Annotated in this window: 22 protein-coding genes and 1 riboswitch; of the genes, 12 read left to right on the top strand and 10 right to left on the bottom strand. The window is 70.9% G+C overall.

The window, feature by feature from the left end; translation table 11 throughout:
- Positions 1 to 3 precede the first annotated feature (3 nt).
- Positions 4 to 213, top strand: a riboswitch (cobalamin riboswitch).
- Positions 214 to 486: 273 nt separating this feature from the next.
- Entirely contained in the window at positions 487 to 2,712 is a 2,226-nt protein-coding gene (locus MTDSW087_RS14615; protein WP_144765068.1) for a TonB-dependent receptor, read from the top strand.
- 4 nt (positions 2,713 to 2,716) lie between these two features.
- On the opposite strand, the gene MTDSW087_RS30160 is transcribed toward MTDSW087_RS14615, so the two are convergent.
- Both MTDSW087_RS30160 and MTDSW087_RS14620 read right to left on the bottom strand, forming a co-directional pair.
- On the bottom strand, positions 2,717 to 2,866 hold the full coding sequence (locus tag MTDSW087_RS30160; protein WP_185157001.1) for a hypothetical protein: 150 nt from the start codon (positions 2,864 to 2,866) through the stop codon (positions 2,717 to 2,719).
- 179 nt (positions 2,867 to 3,045) lie between these two features.
- The gene (locus MTDSW087_RS14620) at positions 3,046 to 3,507 is read right to left on the bottom strand and encodes a Ros/MucR family transcriptional regulator (protein ID WP_144765070.1); all 462 of its coding nucleotides are present in this window, start codon (positions 3,505 to 3,507) and stop codon (positions 3,046 to 3,048) included.
- Between the two features lie 365 nt (positions 3,508 to 3,872).
- Between MTDSW087_RS14620 and MTDSW087_RS14625 the strand changes: the two genes are divergently transcribed.
- Positions 3,873 to 4,127: a hypothetical protein gene (locus MTDSW087_RS14625; RefSeq protein ID WP_144765072.1), complete on the top strand. Its 255-nt coding sequence runs from the start codon at positions 3,873 to 3,875 to the stop codon at positions 4,125 to 4,127.
- A gap of 517 nt (positions 4,128 to 4,644) precedes the next feature.
- Here the strand turns inward: MTDSW087_RS14625 and MTDSW087_RS14635 are convergent.
- The 7 genes from MTDSW087_RS14635 to MTDSW087_RS14670 are packed head-to-tail and all read right to left on the bottom strand — an operon-like array spanning position 4,645 to position 10,363.
- Positions 4,645 to 5,634 (bottom strand): beta-propeller fold lactonase family protein, encoded by a 990-nt coding sequence (locus MTDSW087_RS14635; protein ID WP_144765074.1) that lies wholly within the window; start codon positions 5,632 to 5,634, stop codon positions 4,645 to 4,647.
- Positions 5,631 to 6,161, bottom strand: coding sequence for an SRPBCC family protein (locus tag MTDSW087_RS14640; protein WP_144765076.1), 531 nt, complete (start codon positions 6,159 to 6,161; stop codon positions 5,631 to 5,633). The genes MTDSW087_RS14635 and MTDSW087_RS14640 overlap by 4 nt, the downstream gene beginning before the upstream one ends.
- 24 nt (positions 6,162 to 6,185) lie before the next feature.
- On the bottom strand, positions 6,186 to 6,782 hold the full coding sequence (locus tag MTDSW087_RS14645; RefSeq protein ID WP_144765080.1) for a DUF447 domain-containing protein: 597 nt from the start codon (positions 6,780 to 6,782) through the stop codon (positions 6,186 to 6,188).
- 5 nt (positions 6,783 to 6,787) lie between these two features.
- Positions 6,788 to 8,362, bottom strand: coding sequence for a DUF6513 domain-containing protein (locus MTDSW087_RS14650; RefSeq protein ID WP_144765081.1), 1,575 nt, complete (start codon positions 8,360 to 8,362; stop codon positions 6,788 to 6,790).
- Entirely contained in the window at positions 8,359 to 9,114 is a 756-nt protein-coding gene (locus MTDSW087_RS30820) for an amino acid kinase family protein (RefSeq protein WP_238179173.1), read from the bottom strand. The genes MTDSW087_RS14650 and MTDSW087_RS30820 overlap by 4 nt, the downstream gene beginning before the upstream one ends.
- Complete coding sequence (locus MTDSW087_RS14665) at positions 9,111 to 9,827, bottom strand: (5-formylfuran-3-yl)methyl phosphate synthase (protein ID WP_144765134.1); 717 nt, start codon at positions 9,825 to 9,827, stop codon at positions 9,111 to 9,113. The genes MTDSW087_RS30820 and MTDSW087_RS14665 overlap by 4 nt, the downstream gene beginning before the upstream one ends.
- Positions 9,827 to 10,363 carry a DUF3280 domain-containing protein gene (locus tag MTDSW087_RS14670; protein ID WP_144765083.1) on the bottom strand — a complete coding sequence of 179 codons (537 nt, stop codon included), beginning with the start codon at positions 10,361 to 10,363 and terminating at the stop codon, positions 9,827 to 9,829. Before MTDSW087_RS14670 ends, MTDSW087_RS14665 begins: the two co-directional genes overlap by 1 nt.
- Positions 10,364 to 10,492: 129 nt before the next feature.
- On the opposite strand from MTDSW087_RS14670, the gene MTDSW087_RS14675 reads away from it, so the two are divergent.
- From MTDSW087_RS14675 to MTDSW087_RS14720, 9 genes are all read left to right on the top strand, one after another.
- Positions 10,493 to 10,936 carry a DUF3291 domain-containing protein gene (locus tag MTDSW087_RS14675; RefSeq protein WP_144765085.1) on the top strand — a complete coding sequence of 148 codons (444 nt, stop codon included), beginning with the start codon at positions 10,493 to 10,495 and terminating at the stop codon, positions 10,934 to 10,936.
- Positions 10,937 to 11,019: 83 nt separating this feature from the next.
- Positions 11,020 to 12,252, top strand: a complete 1,233-nt coding sequence (locus MTDSW087_RS14680; RefSeq protein WP_306421686.1) for an ABC transporter substrate-binding protein — start codon at positions 11,020 to 11,022, stop codon at positions 12,250 to 12,252.
- 273 nt (positions 12,253 to 12,525) lie between these two features.
- Positions 12,526 to 13,512, top strand: coding sequence for a YVTN family beta-propeller repeat protein (locus tag MTDSW087_RS14685; RefSeq protein ID WP_144765089.1), 987 nt, complete (start codon positions 12,526 to 12,528; stop codon positions 13,510 to 13,512).
- Between the two features lie 17 nt (positions 13,513 to 13,529).
- Positions 13,530 to 13,964 (top strand): cupredoxin domain-containing protein, encoded by a 435-nt coding sequence (locus MTDSW087_RS14690; RefSeq protein WP_144765091.1) that lies wholly within the window; start codon positions 13,530 to 13,532, stop codon positions 13,962 to 13,964.
- Positions 13,965 to 13,966: 2 nt separating this feature from the next.
- Entirely contained in the window at positions 13,967 to 14,209 is a 243-nt protein-coding gene (locus MTDSW087_RS14695; RefSeq protein WP_144765093.1) for a hypothetical protein, read from the top strand.
- A complete protein-coding gene (locus MTDSW087_RS14700; protein ID WP_144765095.1) occupies positions 14,206 to 14,949 on the top strand; it encodes an ABC transporter ATP-binding protein in 744 nt (247 codons plus the stop codon). The genes MTDSW087_RS14695 and MTDSW087_RS14700 overlap by 4 nt, the downstream gene beginning before the upstream one ends.
- Before the next feature lie 17 nt (positions 14,950 to 14,966).
- Positions 14,967 to 15,854, top strand: a complete 888-nt coding sequence (locus tag MTDSW087_RS14705) for an ABC transporter permease (protein ID WP_238179176.1) — start codon at positions 14,967 to 14,969, stop codon at positions 15,852 to 15,854.
- A 5-nt stretch (positions 15,855 to 15,859) separates the two neighbouring features.
- A complete protein-coding gene (locus tag MTDSW087_RS14710) occupies positions 15,860 to 16,501 on the top strand; it encodes a hypothetical protein (RefSeq protein ID WP_373321986.1) in 642 nt (213 codons plus the stop codon).
- A gap of 468 nt (positions 16,502 to 16,969) precedes the next feature.
- Complete coding sequence (locus tag MTDSW087_RS14720) at positions 16,970 to 19,528, top strand: TonB-dependent receptor (RefSeq protein WP_144765099.1); 2,559 nt, start codon at positions 16,970 to 16,972, stop codon at positions 19,526 to 19,528.
- A 300-nt stretch (positions 19,529 to 19,828) separates the two neighbouring features.
- Here MTDSW087_RS14720 and MTDSW087_RS14725 read toward each other — a convergent pair whose 3' ends face one another.
- Entirely contained in the window at positions 19,829 to 21,208 is a 1,380-nt protein-coding gene (locus MTDSW087_RS14725) for an alginate export family protein (protein WP_373322069.1), read from the bottom strand.
- 343 nt (positions 21,209 to 21,551) lie between these two features.
- On the opposite strand from MTDSW087_RS14725, the gene MTDSW087_RS14730 reads away from it, so the two are divergent.
- Positions 21,552 to 21,908, top strand: a complete 357-nt coding sequence (locus MTDSW087_RS14730) for a hypothetical protein (protein ID WP_144765103.1) — start codon at positions 21,552 to 21,554, stop codon at positions 21,906 to 21,908.
- Positions 21,909 to 22,039 lie beyond the last annotated feature (131 nt).

Consider the following 22,039-nt stretch of genomic DNA (forward strand, 5'->3'; position numbering starts at 1 on the left):
ACGGTCAAGCTCGCGCCCGACGGTTCCCCTCGGGGATCAAAAGGGAACGCGGTGAGGGCAGGCCTGCCAAGGATCTGCGCGATGCCGCGGCTGCCCCCGCAACTGTGAGCGGCGAGCCCTTCACCACCACGTCACTGGGTGTCACCACCCGGGAAGACGGTGAGAGGGCGGCGACCCGCGAGCCAGGAGACCTGCCGTCAGCCGTGGTCACACGCGAAGCGCGCCGGGCGGGGTGTCCTGGCGGGTGCCGATGCGCCGTCGATCCTGCGAGGAGGCGGCGCGCCGGCCTCGTTCGCGGTGACGTGCCACAGGGCCCGCCGCACCGCCGATGCTCGCCTCGACGCCTCCCTCCGGCCCGCGACGGCCGCGCCCAGCGCACGCGCCGTTCCGCTCGACCAGAGATTGTAACATTGTTACATTCAGGCTAGGACGATCCGGCCGGGCGTGCCGCCCGCTTCGTGATCCCGCACCATGCCGAACCCGTCCATGCCCGCCCGGCCCGCCCGCCGGAGCGTTTCCGCGCGCGTCCTCACCATCCGCGCCTTGCCCCTCCGAGGCTTGCCCCTCCGCGCCTTGCCGGCCCTCCTCCTCCCCTGCGGCCTCCTCTGCGGGGAGGCCCGGGCACAAGAGGCGGTCGCCCTCGACGAGCTCGCCGTCGAGGGCTCCGGCCCCGGGCGCGTCAGCCCCGTGGGCCTCAACCTGCGCGCACAGGGCCGCAGCGCCAGCCGCCTCGGCCTGACGCCGCTGGAGACGCCGGCGAGCCTCGACATCATCTCCGGCGAGACCGCGCGCCTGCGCGGGCAGGACACGATCGCCGAGGCCGTGACCCAGGACGGCACCGGCATCACCACCATCGCCGCGCCCGGCAACGGCAACGGCGCCTTCACGGCCCGCGGCTTCTCGGGACCGAACTCGATCCAGCAGCTCTACGACGGCACCCGCTTCTACGTGGGCGCCGGCACCGTGACCTTCCCGTTCGACACCTGGAACGTGGAGCGCATCGAGGTGCTGCGCGGGCCGTCCTCGGTGCTCTACGGCGACGGCGCCATCGGCGGCGTGATCAATGTGGTGCCCAAGAAGCCGACCTTCGCGTCCGTGAACGCGGCCCGCGCGGTGATCGGCACCGACGGGGTGGCGCGGCTCGCCCTCGATTCCGGCGGGGCGATCGGCCAGGCCGAGTTCGGCAACACCTTCGCCTACCGGCTGAACGTCAGCGGCAACCGCGCCGACGGCTGGGTCCATCCGGTCGGCGACTTCCGCAACCTCGCGGTCTCGGCCGCGCTGCTGTTCCAGCCGAGCCCCGACCTCGCCTTCACCCTCAGCCACGATCTCGGCTACCAGGAGCCGGCCCGCTACTGGGGCACGCCGCTCGTCGAGGGCCGCATCACCGATCTGGTCCGGTTCCGGAACTACAACATCCTCGATCCGAAGGTCACCTGGGCCGACAACTGGACCCAGTTGAAGACGGAGTGGACGCCGTCAGCCGACGTCACCATCCGCAACACCGCCTACCGGCTCACCAGCAGCCGGCACTGGCTCGACGTGGAGCAATACGCCTTCAACCGCGGCACGGGGCTCGTCGACCGTTCGGACTATCTCGAGATCTACCACAGCCAGGAACAGGTCGGGAACCGCTTCGACGCCGCCTTCAAGGGCAGCCTGTTCGGGTTCCGCAACGCGTTCCTGGCCGGATTCGACGTGAACCGCATCGACTTCCGGCACACCAACAACTTCTTCTTCGACAAGTCCGACAGCGTGCCCCTCGTCGGCGGCTTCCTCGGGACGTTCCCGCCGGAGGGCCGGGCGACGCCGGCCTACCGGACGCGCACCAACCAGGCCTCGGTCTTCGCCGAGGACCGGGTGATCCTCACCGACCGGCTCTCGTTCCTCACGGGGGTGCGCTTCGACGCGCCGACGCTCCAGCGCGAGGACCTGCGCTCGGGGACGCAGTTCGAGCGCACCTACAAGTCGCTCGGCTACCGCTTCGGCCTCGTCTACAACCCGACGCCCGACAGCGCGCTCTACGCCCAGTACAGCTTCGCCACCGATCCCGTCGGCAGCCTGATCACGCTCTCCCAGTCGCTGGCCGGCTTCAAGCTCGCCACCGGCGACCAGGTCGAGATCGGCGCCAAGGGGCTGGCCTTCGACGGCGCGCTCGAATGGACGGTCGCAGGCTACCGCATCGTCAAGGACAACCTGATCTCCCGGCTGCCGGGCAGCTCCGCCGTCGGGGTCCAGGTCGGCAGCCAGTCCTCGCAAGGCTTCGAATTGGCGCTGGGCTGGCGGGTCGCGCCGGGCTGGCGCCTCGACGGCAACCTCGCCCTGCTGCACGCCCAGTACGACAGCTTCAGCCAGATCGAGAACGGGGCGGCGGTGTCCTATGCCGGCAAGCAGCCGATCGACGTGCCCGAGCGCGTGGCCAATCTCTGGCTGACCTGGGACGGTCTGCGGGACTGGACCGCGCGGATCGGTCTGCAGAATGTCGGGCAGGTCTACAGCGATTTCGGCAACACCGCCCGGCGGCCGGCCTACACGCTCGTCAACGCCGTGCTCGACCATCAGGTGACGGCGGATTCACGCCTGAGCCTGCGCGTCTACAACCTGTTCGACAAGGTCTACGCGATCAGCGGCAACGCGGTGGGGGGCGTGGGCACCAACTGGCTGCTCGGGCGGCCGCGCTCGGTGGAGGTCGCCTATACCGTGACGTGGTGACGCGTCACGGATTGCGCGGGGCCGTCGCCGCGGGTTGCTCGGGGGGCCGGCTGGGCTGGTTCTGCGTCGGCCCGGTCTTGATGAAGGTCAGGACGATGCCGAACACGCTGAGGAACAGGGCGGCGGCGAAGAGGACGAAGATCCAGCGGGGCATGCCATCAGGATAGGGCGTGCCCCGTCCCCGGGAAGGACGATGCGGCCCCCTCAACGAAAGAGAGCCCTTTCCGTGACCCGGGGATCACGGAAAGGGCTCTCGTTGCCGATCTCGGGCAGGGCCGGGACCGCTCGGGGGAGGGGGCGCGGCGCGCCCGGCCGCCCCCGCCGGGGCCGTCCTCAGGCCGCCTGGCGGCGGCTGGGCTGGCGCTCCGCCAGGGCGCCCGGACGGCCGAGGCCGATCTGCTTGGCGAGCGCCGAGCGCTGGGCGGCATAGGCCGGGGCCACCATCGGGTAGTCGGCCGGCAGGCCGAAGCGCTCGCGGTAGGAGCGGGGCTCCAGGCCGTAGGCGGTGAGGTGGCGCTTCAGGGTCTTGTAGGTCTTGCCGTCGAGGAAGCTGACGATGCCCTCGTCGGTGATCGACCGGCGGATCTGGGCAGCGGTCGGCTTCTCCACCTCGGCGACCGGCTCGGCCGCCGCGGCCTGGGCGCCCGTGCCGAGGCCGAGGAGGGCCGCGTGGATGCTGGCGATCAGGGCAGGAAGCTCGGAGGCAGGAACGGAGTTGTTGGACACGTAGGCCGAAACGATGTCACCCGCGAGTTCGACGACGTCGAGGGCAGGGCCCTGGAATTCTTCTGTCATTACACCTGTCCGTTGAGATGCCCCTCGGGGCCTAAAATCACCATTCACATGGCGAAATCAAGGGAAGTCGGGGTCATTACACAGAAACGACCCTGCCTGGGTAGCCCCTCTTGGAAACGAAACGGAAACTATGCTCGGGCGATGCATCTTCCGCCCGGCCGCGCCGGCGCAGGGGCTCCGCATCGGGGCCGGCCTCCGAAGCGAAGCTGTGGCCAAGCTCTATACAGTCGATCCAAGTTTTAATCCCGGCCGCATCGTGCGGATCGACACGGCTTGAGCGGACAATAGTCCCTATCTTGTGGTCATCGACGTTTGAGACCCGGCACGAATATCCCCGCCGCGTCCCGCACAGGAGACCGACCCGGATGACCAAGACCCGCCTCGCCCTCGCCGCCCTGCTTCTGGCCGCCGCGCCCCTCTCCACCGCCTCGGCCTTCGACGGCTACGGCCGCTCCCCGTTCTTCGCGCCCCACGACCCGGCCGTGACCGGCTCGGTCGGCGTGCACGACACGCCCTTCTACGAGCGCTGCTTCTCCAGCTCCGCGAGCGAGGGCAACGCCAACCAGCAGACCCGGCCGGTGAAGCAGTACGGCCAGACCTCGGGCGGCTATTCCTGCTGACGCCCCAGGCCTGAGACCGTGTCCGGTCGATCGGACCGGACGCGGTCTCGGCCAAGCCCGCGCGGCGCTTGAGCGAAGGCGACATCCGCCATCCCGAAGGGATCACCCGGATGTCGTATGAGACAGCCGGAGCCCGCATCCCCGGATGCGGGCTTCGCGCGTCGCGGGGCCATGCTGCGACGCAGCAACCCTTCGCCGCATGGCACGTTGAGGCAGCGCGTCCGCAGGGACGCCACCGCAACGCGAGAGGCGCGCAAGAGACGCGCGAAGGGGGCTCCATGTTCTCGAAGATCGTGACCTACGCGATGATCGGCGCCTTCACCTGCGGCCTGATCGCCACGGTGATCGGCACGGCCGGCATCGCGCTGGGCGAGTGAAGGCTTCCCCTCTCCCTTGCGGGGAGGGGTCAGGGGTGGGGGTGGCTCAGAAGGCACCGCTCCGCTCGATCCTGCACCACCCCCACCTCCGGCTCCTCCCCGCAAGGGGGAGGAGAGGGCTGTTGCGAGCCCGCAAGGACCTACCGCAGGAAGTCGCCGAAGGCGCGGGGGCTCTCGCCGGTCGGGATCTCGCGCACCACCGTCATCGCCGCGGCGTCGATGACGCTCAGGGTGTTGGAGCCCCAATTGGCCACGTAGAGGAAGCGGCCGGCCGCGTCCGCGCCGATCCCCTCCGGATGGTCGCCGACATCGATCGTGCGCAGCACCTTGAGGCTGTCGAGGTCGAAGGCGGTGACGCTGTTGCCGTACTGGTCGGTGACGAAGCCGCGGCCCTGCGCCAGCGCCACCACGTAGGGCCGCTCGCCGGTCTTCACGCGGCCCACCTCGCGGCGCGCGGCGATGTCGATCACCGAGACGTCGTCGCCGGTCACGTTGGCGGTGTAGGCGCGCGCGCCCGCCGCATCGACCACGAGGCCGAACGGGTGATGCCCCACCGGGATCGTCGCGACCTCGCGGCGGCTCGCGACGTCGACCACCGAGACGGTGTCGGCCTCGCGGTTGGCCACCAGCAGGGTGGTGCCGTCCGGGGTCACCGCGACGCCCGAGGGCGAGGCGCCGACCGCGATCTCGCCGTCCGGCGCCAGGCTGCCGCCCTCGGGGCGCAGCACGAAGATGCGCTGCGCGTACCAGTCGGCGACGTAGACGGTGCCGGCCTTCGGATCGACGCCGATGCCGAGCGGGCCGCCCGGCAGCTTGACCGTGGCCGTGAGCGTGCGCGCCTTCGCGTCGATCACCGCGAGCCCCGGCAGGTCGGGCCGGGTGACGTAGGCGGTGCCGCGGTCGGGCGAGAGCGCGATGCCGGCGGGCGAGCCCGAGACGGGGATCGACTGCACCACCTTGCCGGCCGCGAGGTCGACCACCTCGACGGCGTTGCCGCCCTGGACGGTGACGAGGGCCTCGCCCGCGGCGGCCGAGCGTGGCAGGGTGATCGCGGCGGTCAGGCAGAGGAGCGCGAGGAGGCCGGCGCGGCGCCGGCCTCCCGCGGGACGCGTGCGTCCGGCCGGGCTCACGAGCCCTTCTCGACCTTGGCCTTCAGGTTGTCGAGGCTCGCCCGGTAGAGGCCCTGCACGGCCTTCTTCGAGGCCTCGTCGTTGAGGTCCGGCGGCGGATCGTTGTTCATGTAGCCGCGGTAGAAGGCGCCGCGCCAGGTGACCTTGGTCTTCGCGCCCTCGCCCTCGACCTCGATGGTCGAGGAATAGTCGTTCACCGGCAGGGTCTTCACGTCGACCTTGTTGATCCGGTACATCAGGGTCTTCTTCTCGGCATCGTACTTGGCGAGCTCTTCCTCGACCGTGGCGCCGCCCTTCAGCGTCAGGGTGCGCGTGGCCTTGACCTCGTTGCCGCCCTTGCCCTCGGTCTTCTCGACCACCGGGATCCAGCTCGCATCCTGGAAGTTGCCGACCACGGCCCAGACCTTGTCGGCGGGCGCGTTGATCTCGACGGTCTCGGCGACCTTCTGCCGGGTCGGGCCATGGGCCTGCGCCGTGAACGACACCGTGGCGAGTGCCGCCACGGCCGCGAGTCTCATGAACTTCATGGACGCTTCTCCTTCGTGCGCCGTCTAGGGTGCGGCGCCGGGGTTTGCGAGGATCCGCTCGCTGCGCCCGAGGGCGGCGGCGACCTTGTCCTCGATCCAGTCCCAGGCCTCGCGCTCGCGCGGCCCGGCGGTCTTGGATATCGCGATGGCGAGATAGGCCATCTCCGTCAGGATCTTGTCCGGGGTCAGCATGTGCAGCCGCGTCGACAGGATCGCGGCCTCGAGCACGGCTCCTTGCGCCCGGTTGTAGCCGATGAAGGGCTCGTGCGCGGTGGCCTTGACCAGCCGGCCGCGGAAGCGGGGACGGGTGGCGTCGTCCTCGACCGACTCCACCGCGAACTCGGCATGGCCGAAGCTGTCGGCGAGGCGCTTGCCGGGAATCGCCTCGCAATCGGCCACAGGCCAGTCGCGCCGGCCGGTGACGGCGCCCGCGATCACCCGGATGTCGCGCGGGCTCGAGGCCGCGAAATACGGGTTCGCCTCCAGGTTGGCGATGGTCGGCGAGGGCCGGAACGGCGCCAGGATGTAGGCGTCGCCCTCGCGGATCAGCCCGAAGGGCACGAGGTGCAGCGCGCCCTCCGGCGACAGCGTGGTGACGACGGTCTCGAGGATCAGCGGCACGGCTCTCAGTCCTCGGCGACCAGCTTGCCGCAGACGAGCCGGGTCTTTTGGGGATTCGGTGTCGCGGCGACGTCCGTCTCGGCCCGCGCGTCCGCCGCGCCGATCGTCTCGGGCGGCGCCGCGTCGGCCTCGGCGGCCTTGCGCAGGTCGCGGGTGCCGGGCGGGGGGGCGTCGGGGCCGGAATGCTTGGTGTGCCCGGCCTTCTTGAAGGCGGTGGCATCCTCGACCTCGGCGTCGGCGGCGGCGCCCCAGTCGAGGGGCTCGTCCTGCACGTAGCGCTTGCCGAGCCGCCACGCGGTCTCGGCCTTGGCGAGCTCCGCCCCGAGATAGAAGGCATGGGCCCCGTCGCTCGCCACGTTGAGTTCGGGGAAGAAGGCCATCGCGTCGGTGCCGACCCTGTGGATGTCGCGGTTGTAGACGTGGATGCCGTCCTCGGCGACGGCGATGCGATAGTTCGGGTCGCGGACCTCGGCGGCAAGGCCAGCGATCTCATCGGGGGTCTGCACGAAGGGGCGCTTGTCGTGAAGTGCCAGAAGTGCCCGGCCGTAGCCCTTGGGCAGGGCCGCGTCGGCCTTGGCCGCATACATCACGCGCCGGGCCGCGTCGTGCTCCTCCACGGTGCGGCGGGTGTGGTTCGAGACCTGCACGATCAGCACGTTGCGGATGCCGAGCTCCGAGCACATTCCCGCGAGCAGCGCCGTCACCCCGAGGCTGTCGGCCTCGGTCAGCTCCGTCAGGTTGCCGGTGCCCATCATCATCTCGGCCTGCGGCCAACGGGCGCGGACCTCGCGGTAGCGGGCGACCGAGTTCACGAAGCCGAAATGGATCGGCTCCAGGATCGGGTCGGCGAGATAGGGCAGGCCGGCCTTCTCCATCCGCGCGATGGCGCGGTCGAGGGAGGGCAGGTCGTCGGGGCGCATCGGCACGAGGACCGGCACGGCCCCCGTCTCGAAGGCGAGGCCCAGCGTCTCCTCGTTGAGGCTGAGGAGGTAGTCGGCCCCCGCCTTCGCCCCGCGGGTCAATTCGTCGAGGGAGAAGGAATCGACGCTGACCGTGAGCCCCGCCTCCTTCATCAGCCGCACGCTGTCCTCGAGATGCGGGAAGGCGGTGTCGGGCAGGCCGCCGAGGTCGATCACGTCGGCCCCGCGCCGGGCGAGGTCGAGGCCCTTCGCCAGGATCGCCTCCGGCGTCATCTTCGAGGCGTCCACGATCTCGGCGAAGATGCGCAGGTCGTGGCCCGACAGGTCGAGCTTGCGGCCGGCGAGGCCGAGCCAGGCCGGCAGGTCCACGATCTCGTCGGGGCCGCGCTCCACGGGCAGGCCGAAATGGCGGCCGAGCGCCTCCGTGTCGGCGCGGCAGCGGCCGGGCAGGATCACCCGCGTCGCGCCCTCCGGCAGGGTGACGCGGCGGCGGATGATCTCCTCCGTCATCAGCGCGGCGACCTTCACGCCGGCATCGGCGATGCTCCAGGCGAAGCGCTCCGGCGGCAGGGTGGCCGCGACCTTCTCCAGCCGGGCGCGGGCGAGCTTGCCGGTGACGAAGACGAGGTGCTCGGGGCTCTGTTCGGGGCTCTCGCTCACGCGGCGACCCGGCCGTCGGCCGGTCCCTCGATGCGGATCTCGCCGGGATAACGCGCGGCGAAGGCCGGGAAGGCCGCATCCACCAGCCCCAGGCGCGCCCAGTCCTGCGGCCCGCTGCCGCGCGGGGCGGGGGCCGACTTCACGAGAAGGCAGGCGGGGGCACCGGTCTCCGTCGCGAGCCAGAGAGCGAGGCTGTCGGAGGTGACAGCCCAGGATTCGGGGATGTCCGGATGGCCGGCGCGCAAGGCGCGGGGGTCCCAGACGCGCGCCCGTGGCGCCTCTCGGGAAGCGCGACGCGCCCCCTCTCCCGTTCGGGAGAGGGTTGGGGTGAGGGACGAGAACGCGCCAGTGAGGTCGCAACGGTGAAGCGCCCCCGGTTCCGCGCTTTCCGGATCGTTCTCGACCCTCATCCTGTCCCTCTCCCGAACGGGAGAGGAGACCTGCGCATCCACCGGAAGCGGCGCGCTCGCAGGCACCGGCAGGTCGGAGACGATCTCCAAACCGGGCTCCAGCGCGCAAAACACCTCCGCCATCCGCCCCATCGCGTCGAGGGCGAGGCGGTGGGCGAGGGCGTCGTCGAAGCCGAGCGCGCCTTGCGCGTTCCGCACGGCGTCGGCGAAGGGGCCGCCGCCGGGCACGATCAGGCAGGGGCCGAGCGCGCCAGCAGTGAGGCGGGCGAGCCAGGCGCGCAGGCGGGCGGGCTCGCCGAGCAGGCTGCCGCCGAGCTTCACCACGATGGGGGCCGCGCTCACGCGGCCTCCAGGGCGGGGAGGGCGCGCAGGGTGCGGACCGCCTCGGCGAGCGCCTCCGGATCGAGGCCGAGGCGGCGGTCGCGAGCCCGGCAGAGGCCGCCGCGGAAGCCGAGATAGCTCGGCCGGACGGGCGCGAGGACCGGGATGTCGGAGACCCGGAGCGATCCGGCGAGACCCGAGAGCAGGCCGTGCGCCCGGCAGGCCTCGGTGAAGGCGGCGAGGTCGGCGGGCGTAAGGAGATCGGTGAGGCGCCGCCCGTCCTTGGAGGCGGTGTCGATCATCGCCCCGGCGAGACCCGCGGCGGCGAGCGCCGGCACCGCCTCGGCGCGCGGCGCGTCCTCGGCGAAGAGCACCGCGATCAGCCGGCCCGGCGCGGCCCCGGCCGCCTCGGTGAGCGCCCCGGGCGGGCAGCCCGGTCGCAGGGCGACCTTCACGAAGCCGATGCCGGTCCCGGCCATGGCGCGCACCGCCGCGGGCAGCGCCGCGGGCTCCGGCTCGCCGGCAACCGCGCTGGTGAGGGCACGATCACCCACCCGCGCGGCGATGGCGCGCACGGTCTCCGGCGGCAGCGCGCCGAGCGCGCCCCGCTCGGGGTCCTTGGCGTCGATCAGGTCGGCGCCGGCCGCGAGGGCGAGGGCGGCCTCGCCCGCGTCGCGGACGCTGACGAGGAGACGGAGCGCGTGAGGATCGTCGCGGAAGGTCTTCGAGAAAATCACGATTTTCCGGGCAGGGGCTCGGCGAGCAGGCGGTTCTTGACGACCCAGCGCATGGCGTGCGCCCAGGTGTCGTCGGTATCGGCCCGGATCACCACCTGCCCGGCGCGCACCACCTTGCCGGAGCCGGCATCGGCGATGGTGACGAACAGGTTGAAGATCTGGGTCGATCCCCGCTCCACATAGCCGGTCACGGCGAGATCCGCACCCAGCGTCTTGGCGATGGGCGCCGCGCAGCCCTCGCATTTGTAGAAGGGCGATTGCTTGGCGATCTCGGCCGATTGCGGGGCGGTGTCCACCGGCTCGACCTCGGCCTGCTTGGCGAGCGCGGTCTTGAGCTCCTCGGTGACGAGGGCGAGCTTGCGGCTCTCGTCCGGCCGGGCCTTGCGCCCGCCGACCACGCCCGGATCGAGCAGCTCCACGGGGAAGATCGCCGCCTTCTGGCCCGCCGCGGCGGGCAGCGCGAGGAGCGGCCCGGCAACCAGCACTCCGGCCAGCGATCCGGCGAGGGCGCCTGCGATCAGGCGTGCGGGCATGGCGTCTCTCCCTGGTGCGGCCGCCCGCTCGGGGAGGCGGCCTCGCGACAGCCATAGGTCGGGCGCCGGGACGGTTTGGCAATCCCGTGCGTTCCCGGCCACAAGGAGGGACGGGGTCGGGGGATCGTCATGCCGTTCATCAGCGTCACGCGCCTGCGGATCCGCTCCATCCGCTTCCTGCCGGCCTTCGCGCTCCATGCGGTGCGGACGGCGCGGCAGGTGCGGGGCGCGCCGGGCTATCGCGGCGGCGCGATCCTGCGCGACCGGGACTGGACCTTCTGGACCCTGACCGCCTGGGACCGCATCGAGAGCATGCGCGGCTACATGGGCGCGGGCGCCCACCGGGCCGCGATGCCGCATCTCCAGCACTGGTGCGACGAAGCGTCCGTGGTCCACTGGGACCGGGACGAGGCGGGGCTGCCCGCCTGGCCCGAGGCCGACAAGCGCATGCGCGACAGCGGGCGCACCTCCCGCGTGCGCCACCCGAGCCCGCGGCACGACACCCTGAGCTACCGCCCGCCGCGCTTCGGCGGGACCAGCGCGCTCCCCCCGGCGGCGGCGGCGAAATCCTGAGGGAAATATGAGAGCGGCGCGCCCGCGCGGCGGGGCCGCGCCCCGTTGAGTGCGGGCGACGAATGCTGTTACGTGCCGCCTGCATGCGCGCTCCTGCACAATCCTTCATCCTGTCGCTCGCCCTCGCGGGCGCCGTCCTGGCCTCGCCCGCAGCCGGGCAGGAACCCGCGAGCCCACCCGCGCCCCAGCCGCAGGGCGCCGCCCCCGCGGAGACGCGGATCGGCCTGATCTACCGGGTCCAGCCCCAGCCCTCCTCCTACGACGCGGAGGCCCCGCCCGAGGACGAGGGGCTCGCCGGCGCCCGCATGGGCATCGCCGACAACAACACCACCGGCCGCTTCACCAAGCAGGCCTACGCCCTCGACGAGGCCGCGCTCAGCGAGGGCGGCCCCTCCGCCGCGGAGGCCGCCCGGGCGCTGGTGGCCAAGGGCACCAAGTACCTCGTCCTGGCCCTGCCCGCCGACGAGGTGCTCGCCGTCGCCGACGCGGTGAAGGATACGGGCGCCGTCGTGTTCAACGCCGCCGCCCCCGACGACCGTCTGCGCGGGGCCGATTGCCGGAAGAACGTCTTCCACGTGGTGCCGTCCCGGGCGATGCAGGCGGACGCGCTGGCGCAGTACCTGACCCTGATGCGCTGGCGGAAGATCTTCCTGATCGTGGGCCCGAACCCGGCGGACAAGCTCTACGCCGAGGCGGTGAAGAACGCCGCGCGCAAGTTCGGCCTCAAGATCACCGCCGAGAAGCCCTGGACCTTCGGGCCGCTCGCCAAGGCGCGGGGCGACACGCCGACCCGGGCCGAGGCGATGGTGTTCACCCGGGGGCTCGACTACGACATGGTGGTGGTCGCCGACGAGGCGGGCGACTGGGGCGACTACGTGCCCTACCGGACCGTCGATCCGCGCCCCGTGGCCGGCACGCAGGGCCTCGTCGCCACAACCTGGTCGCCGGTGCTGGAGACCTGGGGGGCGGCCCAGGCGCAGAACCGCTTCCGGCGGCTCGCCGGCCGGCTGATGCGCCCCCTCGACTACCAGGTCTGGGCCTCGGTGCGGGCGGTCGGCGACGCGGCGACCGTGCAGAAGGGCTCCGACCCGGCCGCGATCGCGCCCTACCTCACCGATCCGGCCTTCAGCCTGCCCGCCTACAAGGGCGTGTCGCTCACCTTCCGCCCCTGGGACCACCAGCTGCGCCAGCCGCTCATCGTGGTGCAGCCGAAGATGCTGGTCTCGGTGGCGCCGGAGCAGGGCTTCCTGCACCAGCGCACGCCCCTCGACACCCTGGGCACCGACCTGCCCGAGACGACGTGCAAGTTCCCGTGAGGGATCGGATCCCGATCGGAAGCCCGGAACCCGGGGATCCCAAAGGGATCATCCCTTTGGTGGGGTCTCGGGGCGAAGCCCTGATGGCCATTCCGGGGCGCCGCCCTGGACCCGCGAAAGGGGCGACCCCTTGCGAAACCCGAGATCCCCCAGGGAGGGCCGGAATGCGGCGATGACGCGCGCCGGCCTCGCAAGCGGCGGGAAAGGCACTACAATCGGGGTCGCGAGGGGCCAGCGCCGTGTCGAAGAGCGCGCGCCCAAGGGAGGATCGGGATGGACCGCTGCGTGAAGGCAGGGTTGGGACTGGCCGTGCTCGCCGGGCTGACCGGCGGGATGGCGGGCGGGGCGCAGGCCTACACGGTCTACGTCTCGAACGAGAAGGGCAACTCGGTCAGCGTGATCGACACCGCCACCATGGCGGTGACGGCGACCTGGAAGGTCGGGCGGCGCCCGCGCGGCATCACGGTGAGCAAGGACGGCAAGGAGGTCTTCGTCTGCGCGAGCGACGACGACCGCATCGACGTGCTGGACGCCGCCACCGGCAAGGTGGTGCGCTCCCTGCGCTCCGGGCCGGACCCCGAGCAGTTCATCCTCGACCGCTCCGGCAACCCCCTCTACGTCGCCAACGAGGATGACAGCCAGGTCACCATCATCGACATCGAGAAGAACAAGGTGCTCGCCGAGGTGCCGGTGGGCGTGGAGCCGGAGGGGATGGGCCTGTCGCCGGACGGGAAGATTCTCGTCAACACCTCCGAGACCACCAACATGGCCCACTTCATCGACACCAAGACCTTCCAGGTGATCGACAACGTGCTGGTGGACGCGCGCCCGCGCTTCGCCGAGTTCACCAGCGACGGCAAGTTCCTCTGGGTCTCGGCCGAGGTCGGCGGCACGGTCAGCGTCATCGACGTCGCCACGCGGCGCGTCGTGAAGAAGATCACCTTCAAGATCCCGGGCGTGAACGACGAGGCGATCCAGCCGGTGGGCGTGCGCATCACGCAGGACGGCGCCAAGGCCTTCGTGGCGCTCGGGCCCGCCAACCGCGTCGCCGTGATCGATGCGAAGAGCTTCGAGGTGCAGAAGTACCTGCCGGTGGGCCAGCGCGTCTGGCAGCTCGCCTTCACCCCGGACCAGAAGCTCCTGTTCTCCACCAACGGCACCTCGAACGACGTCTCGGTGATCGACGTCGCGGCCGAGAAGGTGGTCAAGAGCATCCCCGTCGGCCTGCTCCCCTGGGGCGTCGCCATCTCTCCGCACTAAGTTCCGGGACCTTGCCGATGCGCATCCTCATGAGGCCGGCCCTGCTCGGCCTCGCCGCCCTGCTCGCGGCCGCCCCCGCCTCCGCCCTCGACCTCACCAAGAAGCGGGAGAACCTGCCCGACCTCGTTCTCGGCAACGAGGAGGGCAACGACTTCGTCGTGGAGAACAAGGACATCACGCTGGAAGGCGGCAAGGCCTACCGCCTGCGCATCGTCGCCAAGGGCCGGCAGGAATACAAATTCTACGCGCCCGAGTTCTTCCGCTACATCTGGTTCAACCAGATCGTGATCAACCACCTCGAGATCCATGGCGGCGGCCCGCCGGACCATCTCGAATTCGACGATCCGGGCGAGATCGCCATCGAGTTCGTGGCGATCAAGCCGGGCACCTACACCTGGGCGGCCCGCGGCCTCGAATCCAAGGGCATGACCGGCACGATTACGGTGAAGTGACGATGCGCTCCGCTCTCCTCTGTCTCGCCGCGTTCCTCCTCGCCGCGCCCGCCCGCGCCGACGACAAGGCGGCCTGCGCGGACGGCATCGCCATGATCAAGGACGCGATCGCGAAGACTCCGCCCGAGGCCGCCCTGCCGAAGCTGAGGAAGGCGCTGCGCGTCGCCGAGCGCGAGCAGGGCGAGGGCGAGTTCGACGAGTGCCTCGACGCGGTGGGCGACGCCAAGCGGGTGCTGAAGCGGTGAGCGAGGCGCCCGCCCTCTCGGTCTCGCAGGTCGGCCACCGCTTCGGCGCGCGCGCCGCGCTCGCGGACGTATCTCTGAGCGTGGAGCGCGGGCGCTTCACGGCGCTGCTCGGCCCGAACGGCGCGGGCAAGACCACGCTCTTCTCGGTGATCACCCGGCTCTACAACAACCAGGAGGGCCGGGTCGCGATCTTCGGCCACGGGCTCGACCGCGAGCCGTCGCGGGCGCTCGCCCGGCTCGGCGTGGTGTTCCAGGCCCGCACCCTCGACACCGACCTCACCGTCGAGCAGAACCTCGCCTACCATGCGAGCCTGCACGGCATCGGGCGCAAGGCCGCCCGCGAGCGGATCGGCACGCTGCTCGACCGGGTGGGGCTCAGCGACCGCCGCGCCGACAAGGTGCGCACGCTCTCGGGCGGCCAGTCGCGCCGCATCGAGATCGCCCGCTCGCTGATCCACCGCCCGAGCCTGCTCCTCCTCGACGAGCCCACCGTCGGCCTCGACCTCGAATCCCGCGCCGACATCGTCGCCATCGTGCGCGCCCTGGTGCGGGAGGAGGGGCTCTCCGTGCTCTGGGCGACCCACATCTTCGAGGAGATCTCCCCGGAGGACGACGCCGTGGTCCTGCACAAGGGCCGGATCGTCGCCCGCGGCAAAGCCGGCGCGATCGGGCAGGGGGCCGAGAGCCTGGAGGAGGCCTTCCGCCGCCTCGTCTCCGAGCCGGGGAGGGCGGCGGCGTGAGCCCGGTCGAGGAACGCATGAGCACGCCCACCATCGCCGGCAGCCCTGCCGAGCCGGCCCGCCGCGCGCCCGCCCATCTCGGGCGCCTCGACGCGGCCGGCTACCTGATCTGCCTCGGCGGCATCGTGCGCCGGGAATTGCTGCGCTTCTTCAATCAGAAGGAGCGGTTCTTCTCGGCGATGGTGCGCCCGCTCGTCTGGCTGTTCATCTTCGCGGCGGGCTTCCGCAACACGCTCGGCGTCTCGATCGAGCCGCCCTACCAGACCTACGTGCTCTACGAGGTCTACGTGGTGCCGGGTCTCGCCGTGATGATCCAGCTCTTCAACGGCATGCAATCCTCGCTCTCGATGGTCTACGACCGCGAGGTCGGCTCGATGAAGGTGCTGCTGACCAGCCCCTATCCGCGCTGGCTGCTGCTGCTCGCCAAGCTGATCGCGGGCGTCTGCGTCTCGGTGGTGCAGGCCTATGCCTTCCTGGCGGTGGCGTATTTCTGGGAGACCGACATCCCGCCCATCGGCTACGTGGCGGCGCTCCCGGCCTTCCTGGCCTCGGGCCTGATGCTCGGCGCCATCGGCCTGTTCCTGTCCTCGCTGGTGCGCCAGCTCGAGAACTTCGCCAGCGTGATGAACTTCGTGATCTTCCCGATGTTCTTCGCCTCCTCGGCGCTCTACCCGCTCTGGCGCATCCGGGAATCCTCCGAGACCCTGTACTGGATCTGCCAGTGCAACCCGTTCAGCCACGCGGTGCAGCTCGTCCGCTTCGCCCTCTACGGCCAGTTCGAGCCCATCGCCTGCGCCGTGGTGGTCGGCACCACGCTCGCCTTCTTCGCCCTCGCGGTCGTCGCCTACGATCCCGGCCGCGGCATCATGGCCCGGCGCGGCGGCCCGGCCGGAGACAACGCGTGACCCCCATGACCCGTCTATCCATGACCCGCCTCGGCACCTCTCTCCTCGCCCTGCTGCTCGCCGGCCCGGCTCTGGCCCAGCCCAAGACCGATCCCGACTGGCCCTGCGTCCAGCGCAAGGTGAGCGCCCTGAGCCCCGGCCAGTTCTGGACCGGGCCGGAGCTCGGCGCCGCCGCCACCGAATGGGGCAGCGACAACGGCGCGGCGGCGCTCGCCCAGAAGATCGCCTCCCGCCGCACCGAGCTCTCGGAGGTCGACGGACTCATCGACGGCTATCTGGAGACGCTCGGCTCCGACAAGGCGGCCCGCGAGACGGGGCTCACCCGGGTCTATGCCGGCGTGTTCGAGGTCATCAACGGCGAGCGCGCCAAGGTGATGAGCGGGATCGGCCGCTACGCGCAAGGGCAGCGCCGCATGGCCGAGCGCATCCGCGAGGAGGCCGACCAGATCAGCCAGACCAAGGACGCGCCCAGCGCGGCCGATGCCCGCGAATTGCCCAAGGAGCAGTCGGAGCTGGAGACCAAGTTCGCCTGGGACCGGCGCATCTTCCAGGAGCGCTCACAGTCCCTCACCTATGTCTGCGAGGTGCCCCAGCTCCTGGAGCAGCGCCTCGGCGAGATCGCGCGCAAGATCCAGGCGAAGCTCTGATACCGCGTCCGGTTGATCGGACCGGGCGCGGTCTCGGCCAAGCCCCGCGCGGCGCTTGAGCGAGGGCGACATCCGCCATCCCGAAGGGATCACCCGGATGTGTATGACGCGCCCGCGCCGGGCGGACCGGCCGGGGCCGCCCCCCGGCTGGACGGCTCGCTTCGAGCCGGCCCGCGCCCGGCAAGGCGCCCGGCCCAGTCCACCCACGATTGCACCTCCACAGGCAAGGGTTTCAGAACCTTGCCGAATCATCCCGGCTTTGATTGCTTGATTATCCCTAAGTCCTTGAATTTCTAGGACAATCCTGTTGCTCCAACGTCACGCGGCCGTGATTAGCGCCGAGCCCCGCCCGAATTGCCCCGGCGCCCCCGTCCGGCCGATTGTCGTCCCTCCGCGATCCCGGCATGACTGATCCGAGCCCCGCGCAAAGAAGGGGCCTTGGGTCGACTGTTTTTCGAGGGTTGGGGAATGTCCGTTTGGGGGCTTCGTGGCGTGCTCGCCGCGTCCGTGTCGCTGCTGCCGCTCGCCGCCGCCGCGCAGGGCACGGCGGCGGTGACGCTCGGCGAGATCAGCGTCGTGGCGACCACGCCGGTCGGCGCCGCGGGCGGCCGGTACGATCCCGGCATCGCGCCGGCACCGCTGCCCCCGGGCGCCATCCCGCAGGTGGTCGAGCCGCGCCTGCGCGGCGGCGCCCAGCCGCTCTACAAGATCCCGAGCACCGTCGAGACGGTCACCGCCCGCGACCTCGACTTCGACCGCGCCACCTTCAACACGGTGGAGACGCTGGCCCGCCGCGTGCCCGGCCTCAACCTGTCGGACAGCCAGGGCAGCAACAACCGCGTCGACATCAACTACCGCGGCTTCCAGGCCTCGCCGGTCACCGGCGTGCCGCAGGGGCTCGCCGTCTACCAGAACGGCGTGCGCATCAACGAGGCCTTCGGCGACATCGTCAACCTCGACCTGATCCCGCAGGTGGCGATCCAGCGCATCGACGTGGTCACCGGCAACCCGGTCTTCGGCCTCAACGCGCTCGGCGGCGCGCTCAACATCCAGATGAAGAACGGCTTCACCTGGCAGGGCACCGAGATCACCGCGCTCGGCGGCTCGGACGGGCGCATCGCCGGCTCGCTCCAGCACGGCAAGGTGGTCGACAACTGGAGCTTCTACTTCGCGGGCGAGGGCCTGAACGACCGCGGCTGGCGCTACCAGAGCCCGAGCACGATCGGCCGCGTCTACGGCGATGTCGGCTACCGCACGCCGGATTCCGAGTTCCACCTGATCGGGCAGATGGCGCGCACCTATTTCGGCGCCGCCGCCGCGACGCCCGTCGACTTCACCCATGTCGACCCGCGCGCGATCTTCACCTACCCGCAGACCACGACGACCGAGCTCGGCACCATCCAGCTCACCGGCCGGGTCGACATCTCGCCGACCTGGGATCTCTCCGGCAACGCCTATTACCGCCGCTTCAGCCAGCGCTACATCGACGGCAACGATTCCGATTTCGAGCGCTGCAGCCCGAACCAGACGGACTTCCCCAACAACCTCTGCCTCGACGACGACGGCTTCACGCCGGTCGGCGCCCCGGGCAGCGCCGCGCGCCGCGCCTTCCGCAACTCGCTGCGCCTCCTCGGCGGCCAGAACCAGCTGATCCCGTTCACCGCGGGCGTGCCCTACGGCACCCTCGATACCACCAAGACCGAGGCCGAGGGCTACGGCGGCTCGCTGCAGGCGGCCAACCGCGACAAGGTGTTCGGCTTCAACAACAGCTTCGTCGTCGGCGGCTCGATCGACGTCGCCAATTACGGCTTCAAGTCGTCGAGCACGCTCGGCGTGATCAACCCGGATCTGAGCGTCACCACGAATCCGAGCAACCCGTTCTACGGCAACATCCCGGGCCTCGGCACGCAGTTCATCCGCACGGCCGGCGCGCTCGGCCTCGCGCCGAGCGCCGTGCAGGGCTCCAACCTCTATATGGGCCTCTACACCACCGACACGATCGACCTGACCGACGCGCTCTCGCTCACCGCCGGCGCGCGCCTGAACTTCGCGCGCATCGCGACGCAGGACCTCACCGGCTTCTCGCCGGACGTGACGGGCACGCACTACTTCAACAAGATCAACCCGCTGGCCGGCCTGACCTACCGCTTCAGCCCCGGCCTGAACCTCTACGGCAGCTACTCGGAATCGAACCGCGCCCCGACCCCGCTGGAGCTCGCCTGCGCCAACCCGCTGCGGCCCTGCCTGCTGCCGAACTCGCTGGTGGCCGACCCGCCGCTCAAGCAGGTCACCGGCCAGACCTACGAGGTGGGCTTCCGCGGCGCGCTGCCGAACTTCTACGACGGGGGTCTCGTCAACTATAAGATCGGCGCCTTCCGCACCGACCTGACCAACGACATCCTGCAGCTCGCCACCCCCGGCAACGCGGCGCGCGGCTACTTCGTCAACGTGCCGGCCACCCGGCGCCAGGGCGTCGAGGTCGGGCTCGAATACGTGGCCGACTGGCTGACCGTCTACGCGAACTACGCGCTGATCGACGCCACCTTCCAGTTCAACGGCACCCTGTCCTCGCCGAACAACCCGCTCTCGAACAACGGCGCCATCAACGTGGTGCCGGGCAACAAGGTGCCGCTGGTGCCCGACCACCAGTTCAAGGCCGGCTTCGACGTGGAGCTGCTGCCGAACTGGCGCCTCGGCATGGCGCTGCAGGCCTACTCGTCGTCCTATTACCGCGGCGACGAGTCGAACCTGAACCGCAAGCTGCCGCCCTACTACGTGCTGAACCTCAACACGAGCTACCGGGTGAACCGGAACCTCGAGGTGTTCGGCTACGTCACCAACCTGACCAACAACCGCTACGCCACCTTCGGCACCTTCTTCGAGCCCGGGCTCGTCGCCGGCCGCTACCCGGTCAACGACACCCGCACCACGACCCTGGCCCAGCCGCTCTCGGTCTATGGCGGCGTCCGTTACACCTTCGGCGAGGCGCCCGTGCCGATGGCCGAGCCGATCGTCCGCAAGTACTGACGCGTACGGGCTCGCAAGGCTCCCGACCAGAACCGAAGGCCCCGCGGATCGAAGGATCCGCGGGGCCTTCGCATGTCCGATGTGCTGCGCGGGTGATGGCGGAAGCCTCGACGGTATCGCCCCGCGTCATGTGCCCTCGGTCGCGCTCTCCGCGACGCTGCCCAGACAAGGCGCGGGTCCCCTCTCCCGTTCGGGAGAGGGGGCCTGTCGCGCTCGGCCGCAGGCGTCGGGGTATGCCGCGTCGCGCGCTCGACCCCCAACATCATCCTGTTGGGATCAGCGCGCCGGCCAGACAGGCCCTCAGAAGAAGAACGTGGTGTTGAGATAGCCGTAGAACGTGTTCCCGGTATCGGGCGCGTTGGGGGCGTCGCGCAGGAAGCGGCCCTTGATCAGGTAGGCGGCGCCCATGTCGAGCAGCATCGCGTCGGGCACGATCCAGGTGCGCAGCCGGGCCTCGACCTGCTGGCCGGCGAAGGTGCCGGAGCGGCCGGTGCGGTCGCGGATCTGGGTCGCGCCGAAGGCGTCGGTGGCGCTGTCGAGCCAGAGCGGCCGGTAGGCGACGAAGGCGTCCCAGGTCCGGCTCGGCGTCACCTCCAGGCGCAGCGCCGGCGAGATCAGGTTCGCGCGCTGCACCGGCCCGTAGAGCCCGGTCGGGCCGTACTCGAAGCGGCGGGCGCCGAACAGCGTGTCGAAGCGCCCGAACGAGCCCCGCCCGCGGTCGCCGCTGGCATGGTCGTATTGCAGGGCGATCCGGGGCCGCCACGGGGCGTCGAAGGTGTAGCCGGCCTCCGCATGGAGGAAATAGGCCGCGACGTCGAGGTCGGTCCGGTCGGTGGCGGCGGCCGTCTCGCGGGCGCGGCCGGTCTGGTAGATCGCCTCCACATCGTAGTCGAACCGCCCGGGCCCGGGGGCGCGGGCCAGCCGGATCCCGGGGGTGAACAGGCGGCGGTCGCGCGTCTGAACCGAGCGCAGGCCGGTGCCCGAATCCCGCTCCAGCAGGCCGTAGCCGTAGACCTCGAGCGCGCCGCCGAGCACGCCGGCCTTGGTGTAGGAGGCGCCGAACAATTGCAGGTCGAGGCTCTCGCGGTCGAAGGCGATTCCGTTGCCGAGGATGCCGTCGGGATCGTCGGGCAGGCGCGTGTGCGGCAGGGTCCACAGCACGGTGAGGCGGTCCTTGCCCGCGTTGTGCCAATCGTAGGACAGGCCGGTGAAGGCGTTGATGGTGTTGCGGAACTGCTGCCGGGAGACGAGCCGGCGCGAGCCGATGTTCTTGGTGAAGCGGCCGAGGGTGAGGCTGCCCGTCCCGCCGGCCACCGCGCCGAGGTCGAGGGCGAGATAGGCCTGGCCCGGCTCCAGGGCGTTGACCTCCGTGGTGAAGGCCGAGGAGTTCCGCCTCTGGAAATAGCCGCGGCTGTCGAACAGCTCGCCGCCGATGCGGACCGGGCCGGCCCGGTACTCCATGAACAGCGTGGTGAGATAGGAGTTGAGGATGTCGTCCCGGGCGAAGCTCGGGGGCCGGAACTGGTTGGCGATGCCCTCGGCCCGCGGCCGGAACGAGCCGCTGATGCGGAAGGAGTCCGGCCGGCCGAGGGCCTCGTGCAGCAGGAAGCGCGGCTCCCGCGGCACCGCGGAGAAGACCGGCGCCTCCTGGGCGGGGGCTGGGCCGGGACAGGCGGCCAGTAGAGCCGCGCATGGAAACGCATACAGAACCGAACGCGTCAAAGGATAGCCCCGTCGCGACAGGTCAGGGAAGGATCAGTCCGGCGATCGGGTACACGATGCGCACGGCCTCTACCTGTCGAACGCTCAAGCTGTATTCATTATTCCACGCGATCGGCGCGGGATGTGGTCCGAGCGGGCGGATATATCTTTCGGATCGCGCGGGATTACGCGCCCGCGCAGGTCCGATCGGGGAGGGGGTGTGCGGCCTCAGGTCTCGGGAACGGCGCTGCCGATCATCCGATTGGCACCGCGACCCCTCGCGCTCCGATCCCGGAGCGCCCCCCAGACGGAGAGACGCCCGATGCGGATGACGACCACCCTGGCCGGCCTGCTGATCCTCGCCAATGCCGCGCCCGCCCTCGCCACCCCCTGCGCCGAGGAGATCGCCACCCTGGAGCGGCGGCTCGACAGCGCGGGCGCCGCGCAGGTGACCGGCACGGTGCCGCCGGGCGGCGCGACCACCTCGCATTCGCCGAAGGCCCTCGACCAGGCGCCGAACGTGAAGCCGAGCGACCCCGCCGCCAAGCCGAGTGCCTCCGGCATCGACGCGGCGCGCAAGCTGGTGGAGAAGGCCCGCGCCGAGGACAAGGCCGGCCAGGCCGATGCCTGCCGCGACAGCATCCTGCAGGCCAAGGAGAAGGCCGGCGCCTTGCCCTAGGGCGGCACGGGGGCGGATCTCGACGCTGCCCCCTTGACAATGTTCCTGTTTTGTGCTCATTTGCCCGCACCTGCCGCCCGGCATCGCAGGAGCGATCCTGAGATGCCTTTCGGGGGCCTGCACCGGGGACC

Origin of the sequence: Methylobacterium dankookense, from assembly GCF_902141855.1 — a bacterium.
GTDB lineage: Bacteria > Pseudomonadota > Alphaproteobacteria > Rhizobiales > Beijerinckiaceae > Methylobacterium > Methylobacterium dankookense.

Coding starts and splice junctions, on each gene's coding strand:
- MTDSW087_RS14620 (WP_144765070.1), bottom strand. CDS start 3,507: ATGACAGAAGAATTCCAGGGCCCTGCCCTCGACGTCGTCGAACTCGCG.
- MTDSW087_RS14685 (WP_144765089.1), top strand. CDS start 12,526: ATGGACCGCTGCGTGAAGGCAGGGTTGGGACTGGCCGTGCTCGCCGGG.
- MTDSW087_RS14730 (WP_144765103.1), top strand. CDS start 21,552: ATGCGGATGACGACCACCCTGGCCGGCCTGCTGATCCTCGCCAATGCC.
- MTDSW087_RS14680 (WP_306421686.1), top strand. CDS start 11,020: ATGCGCGCTCCTGCACAATCCTTCATCCTGTCGCTCGCCCTCGCGGGC.
- MTDSW087_RS14670 (WP_144765083.1), bottom strand. CDS start 10,363: ATGCCCGCACGCCTGATCGCAGGCGCCCTCGCCGGATCGCTGGCCGGA.
- MTDSW087_RS14625 (WP_144765072.1), top strand. CDS start 3,873: ATGACCAAGACCCGCCTCGCCCTCGCCGCCCTGCTTCTGGCCGCCGCG.
- MTDSW087_RS14705 (WP_238179176.1), top strand. CDS start 14,967: ATGAGCACGCCCACCATCGCCGGCAGCCCTGCCGAGCCGGCCCGCCGC.
- MTDSW087_RS14710 (WP_373321986.1), top strand. CDS start 15,860: ATGACCCGTCTATCCATGACCCGCCTCGGCACCTCTCTCCTCGCCCTG.
- MTDSW087_RS14690 (WP_144765091.1), top strand. CDS start 13,530: ATGCGCATCCTCATGAGGCCGGCCCTGCTCGGCCTCGCCGCCCTGCTC.
- MTDSW087_RS14640 (WP_144765076.1), bottom strand. CDS start 6,161: ATGAAGTTCATGAGACTCGCGGCCGTGGCGGCACTCGCCACGGTGTCG.
- MTDSW087_RS30160 (WP_185157001.1), bottom strand. CDS start 2,866: ATGCCCCGCTGGATCTTCGTCCTCTTCGCCGCCGCCCTGTTCCTCAGC.
- MTDSW087_RS14675 (WP_144765085.1), top strand. CDS start 10,493: ATGCCGTTCATCAGCGTCACGCGCCTGCGGATCCGCTCCATCCGCTTC.
- MTDSW087_RS14615 (WP_144765068.1), top strand. CDS start 487: ATGCCCGCCCGGCCCGCCCGCCGGAGCGTTTCCGCGCGCGTCCTCACC.
- MTDSW087_RS14720 (WP_144765099.1), top strand. CDS start 16,970: ATGTCCGTTTGGGGGCTTCGTGGCGTGCTCGCCGCGTCCGTGTCGCTG.
- MTDSW087_RS14695 (WP_144765093.1), top strand. CDS start 13,967: ATGCGCTCCGCTCTCCTCTGTCTCGCCGCGTTCCTCCTCGCCGCGCCC.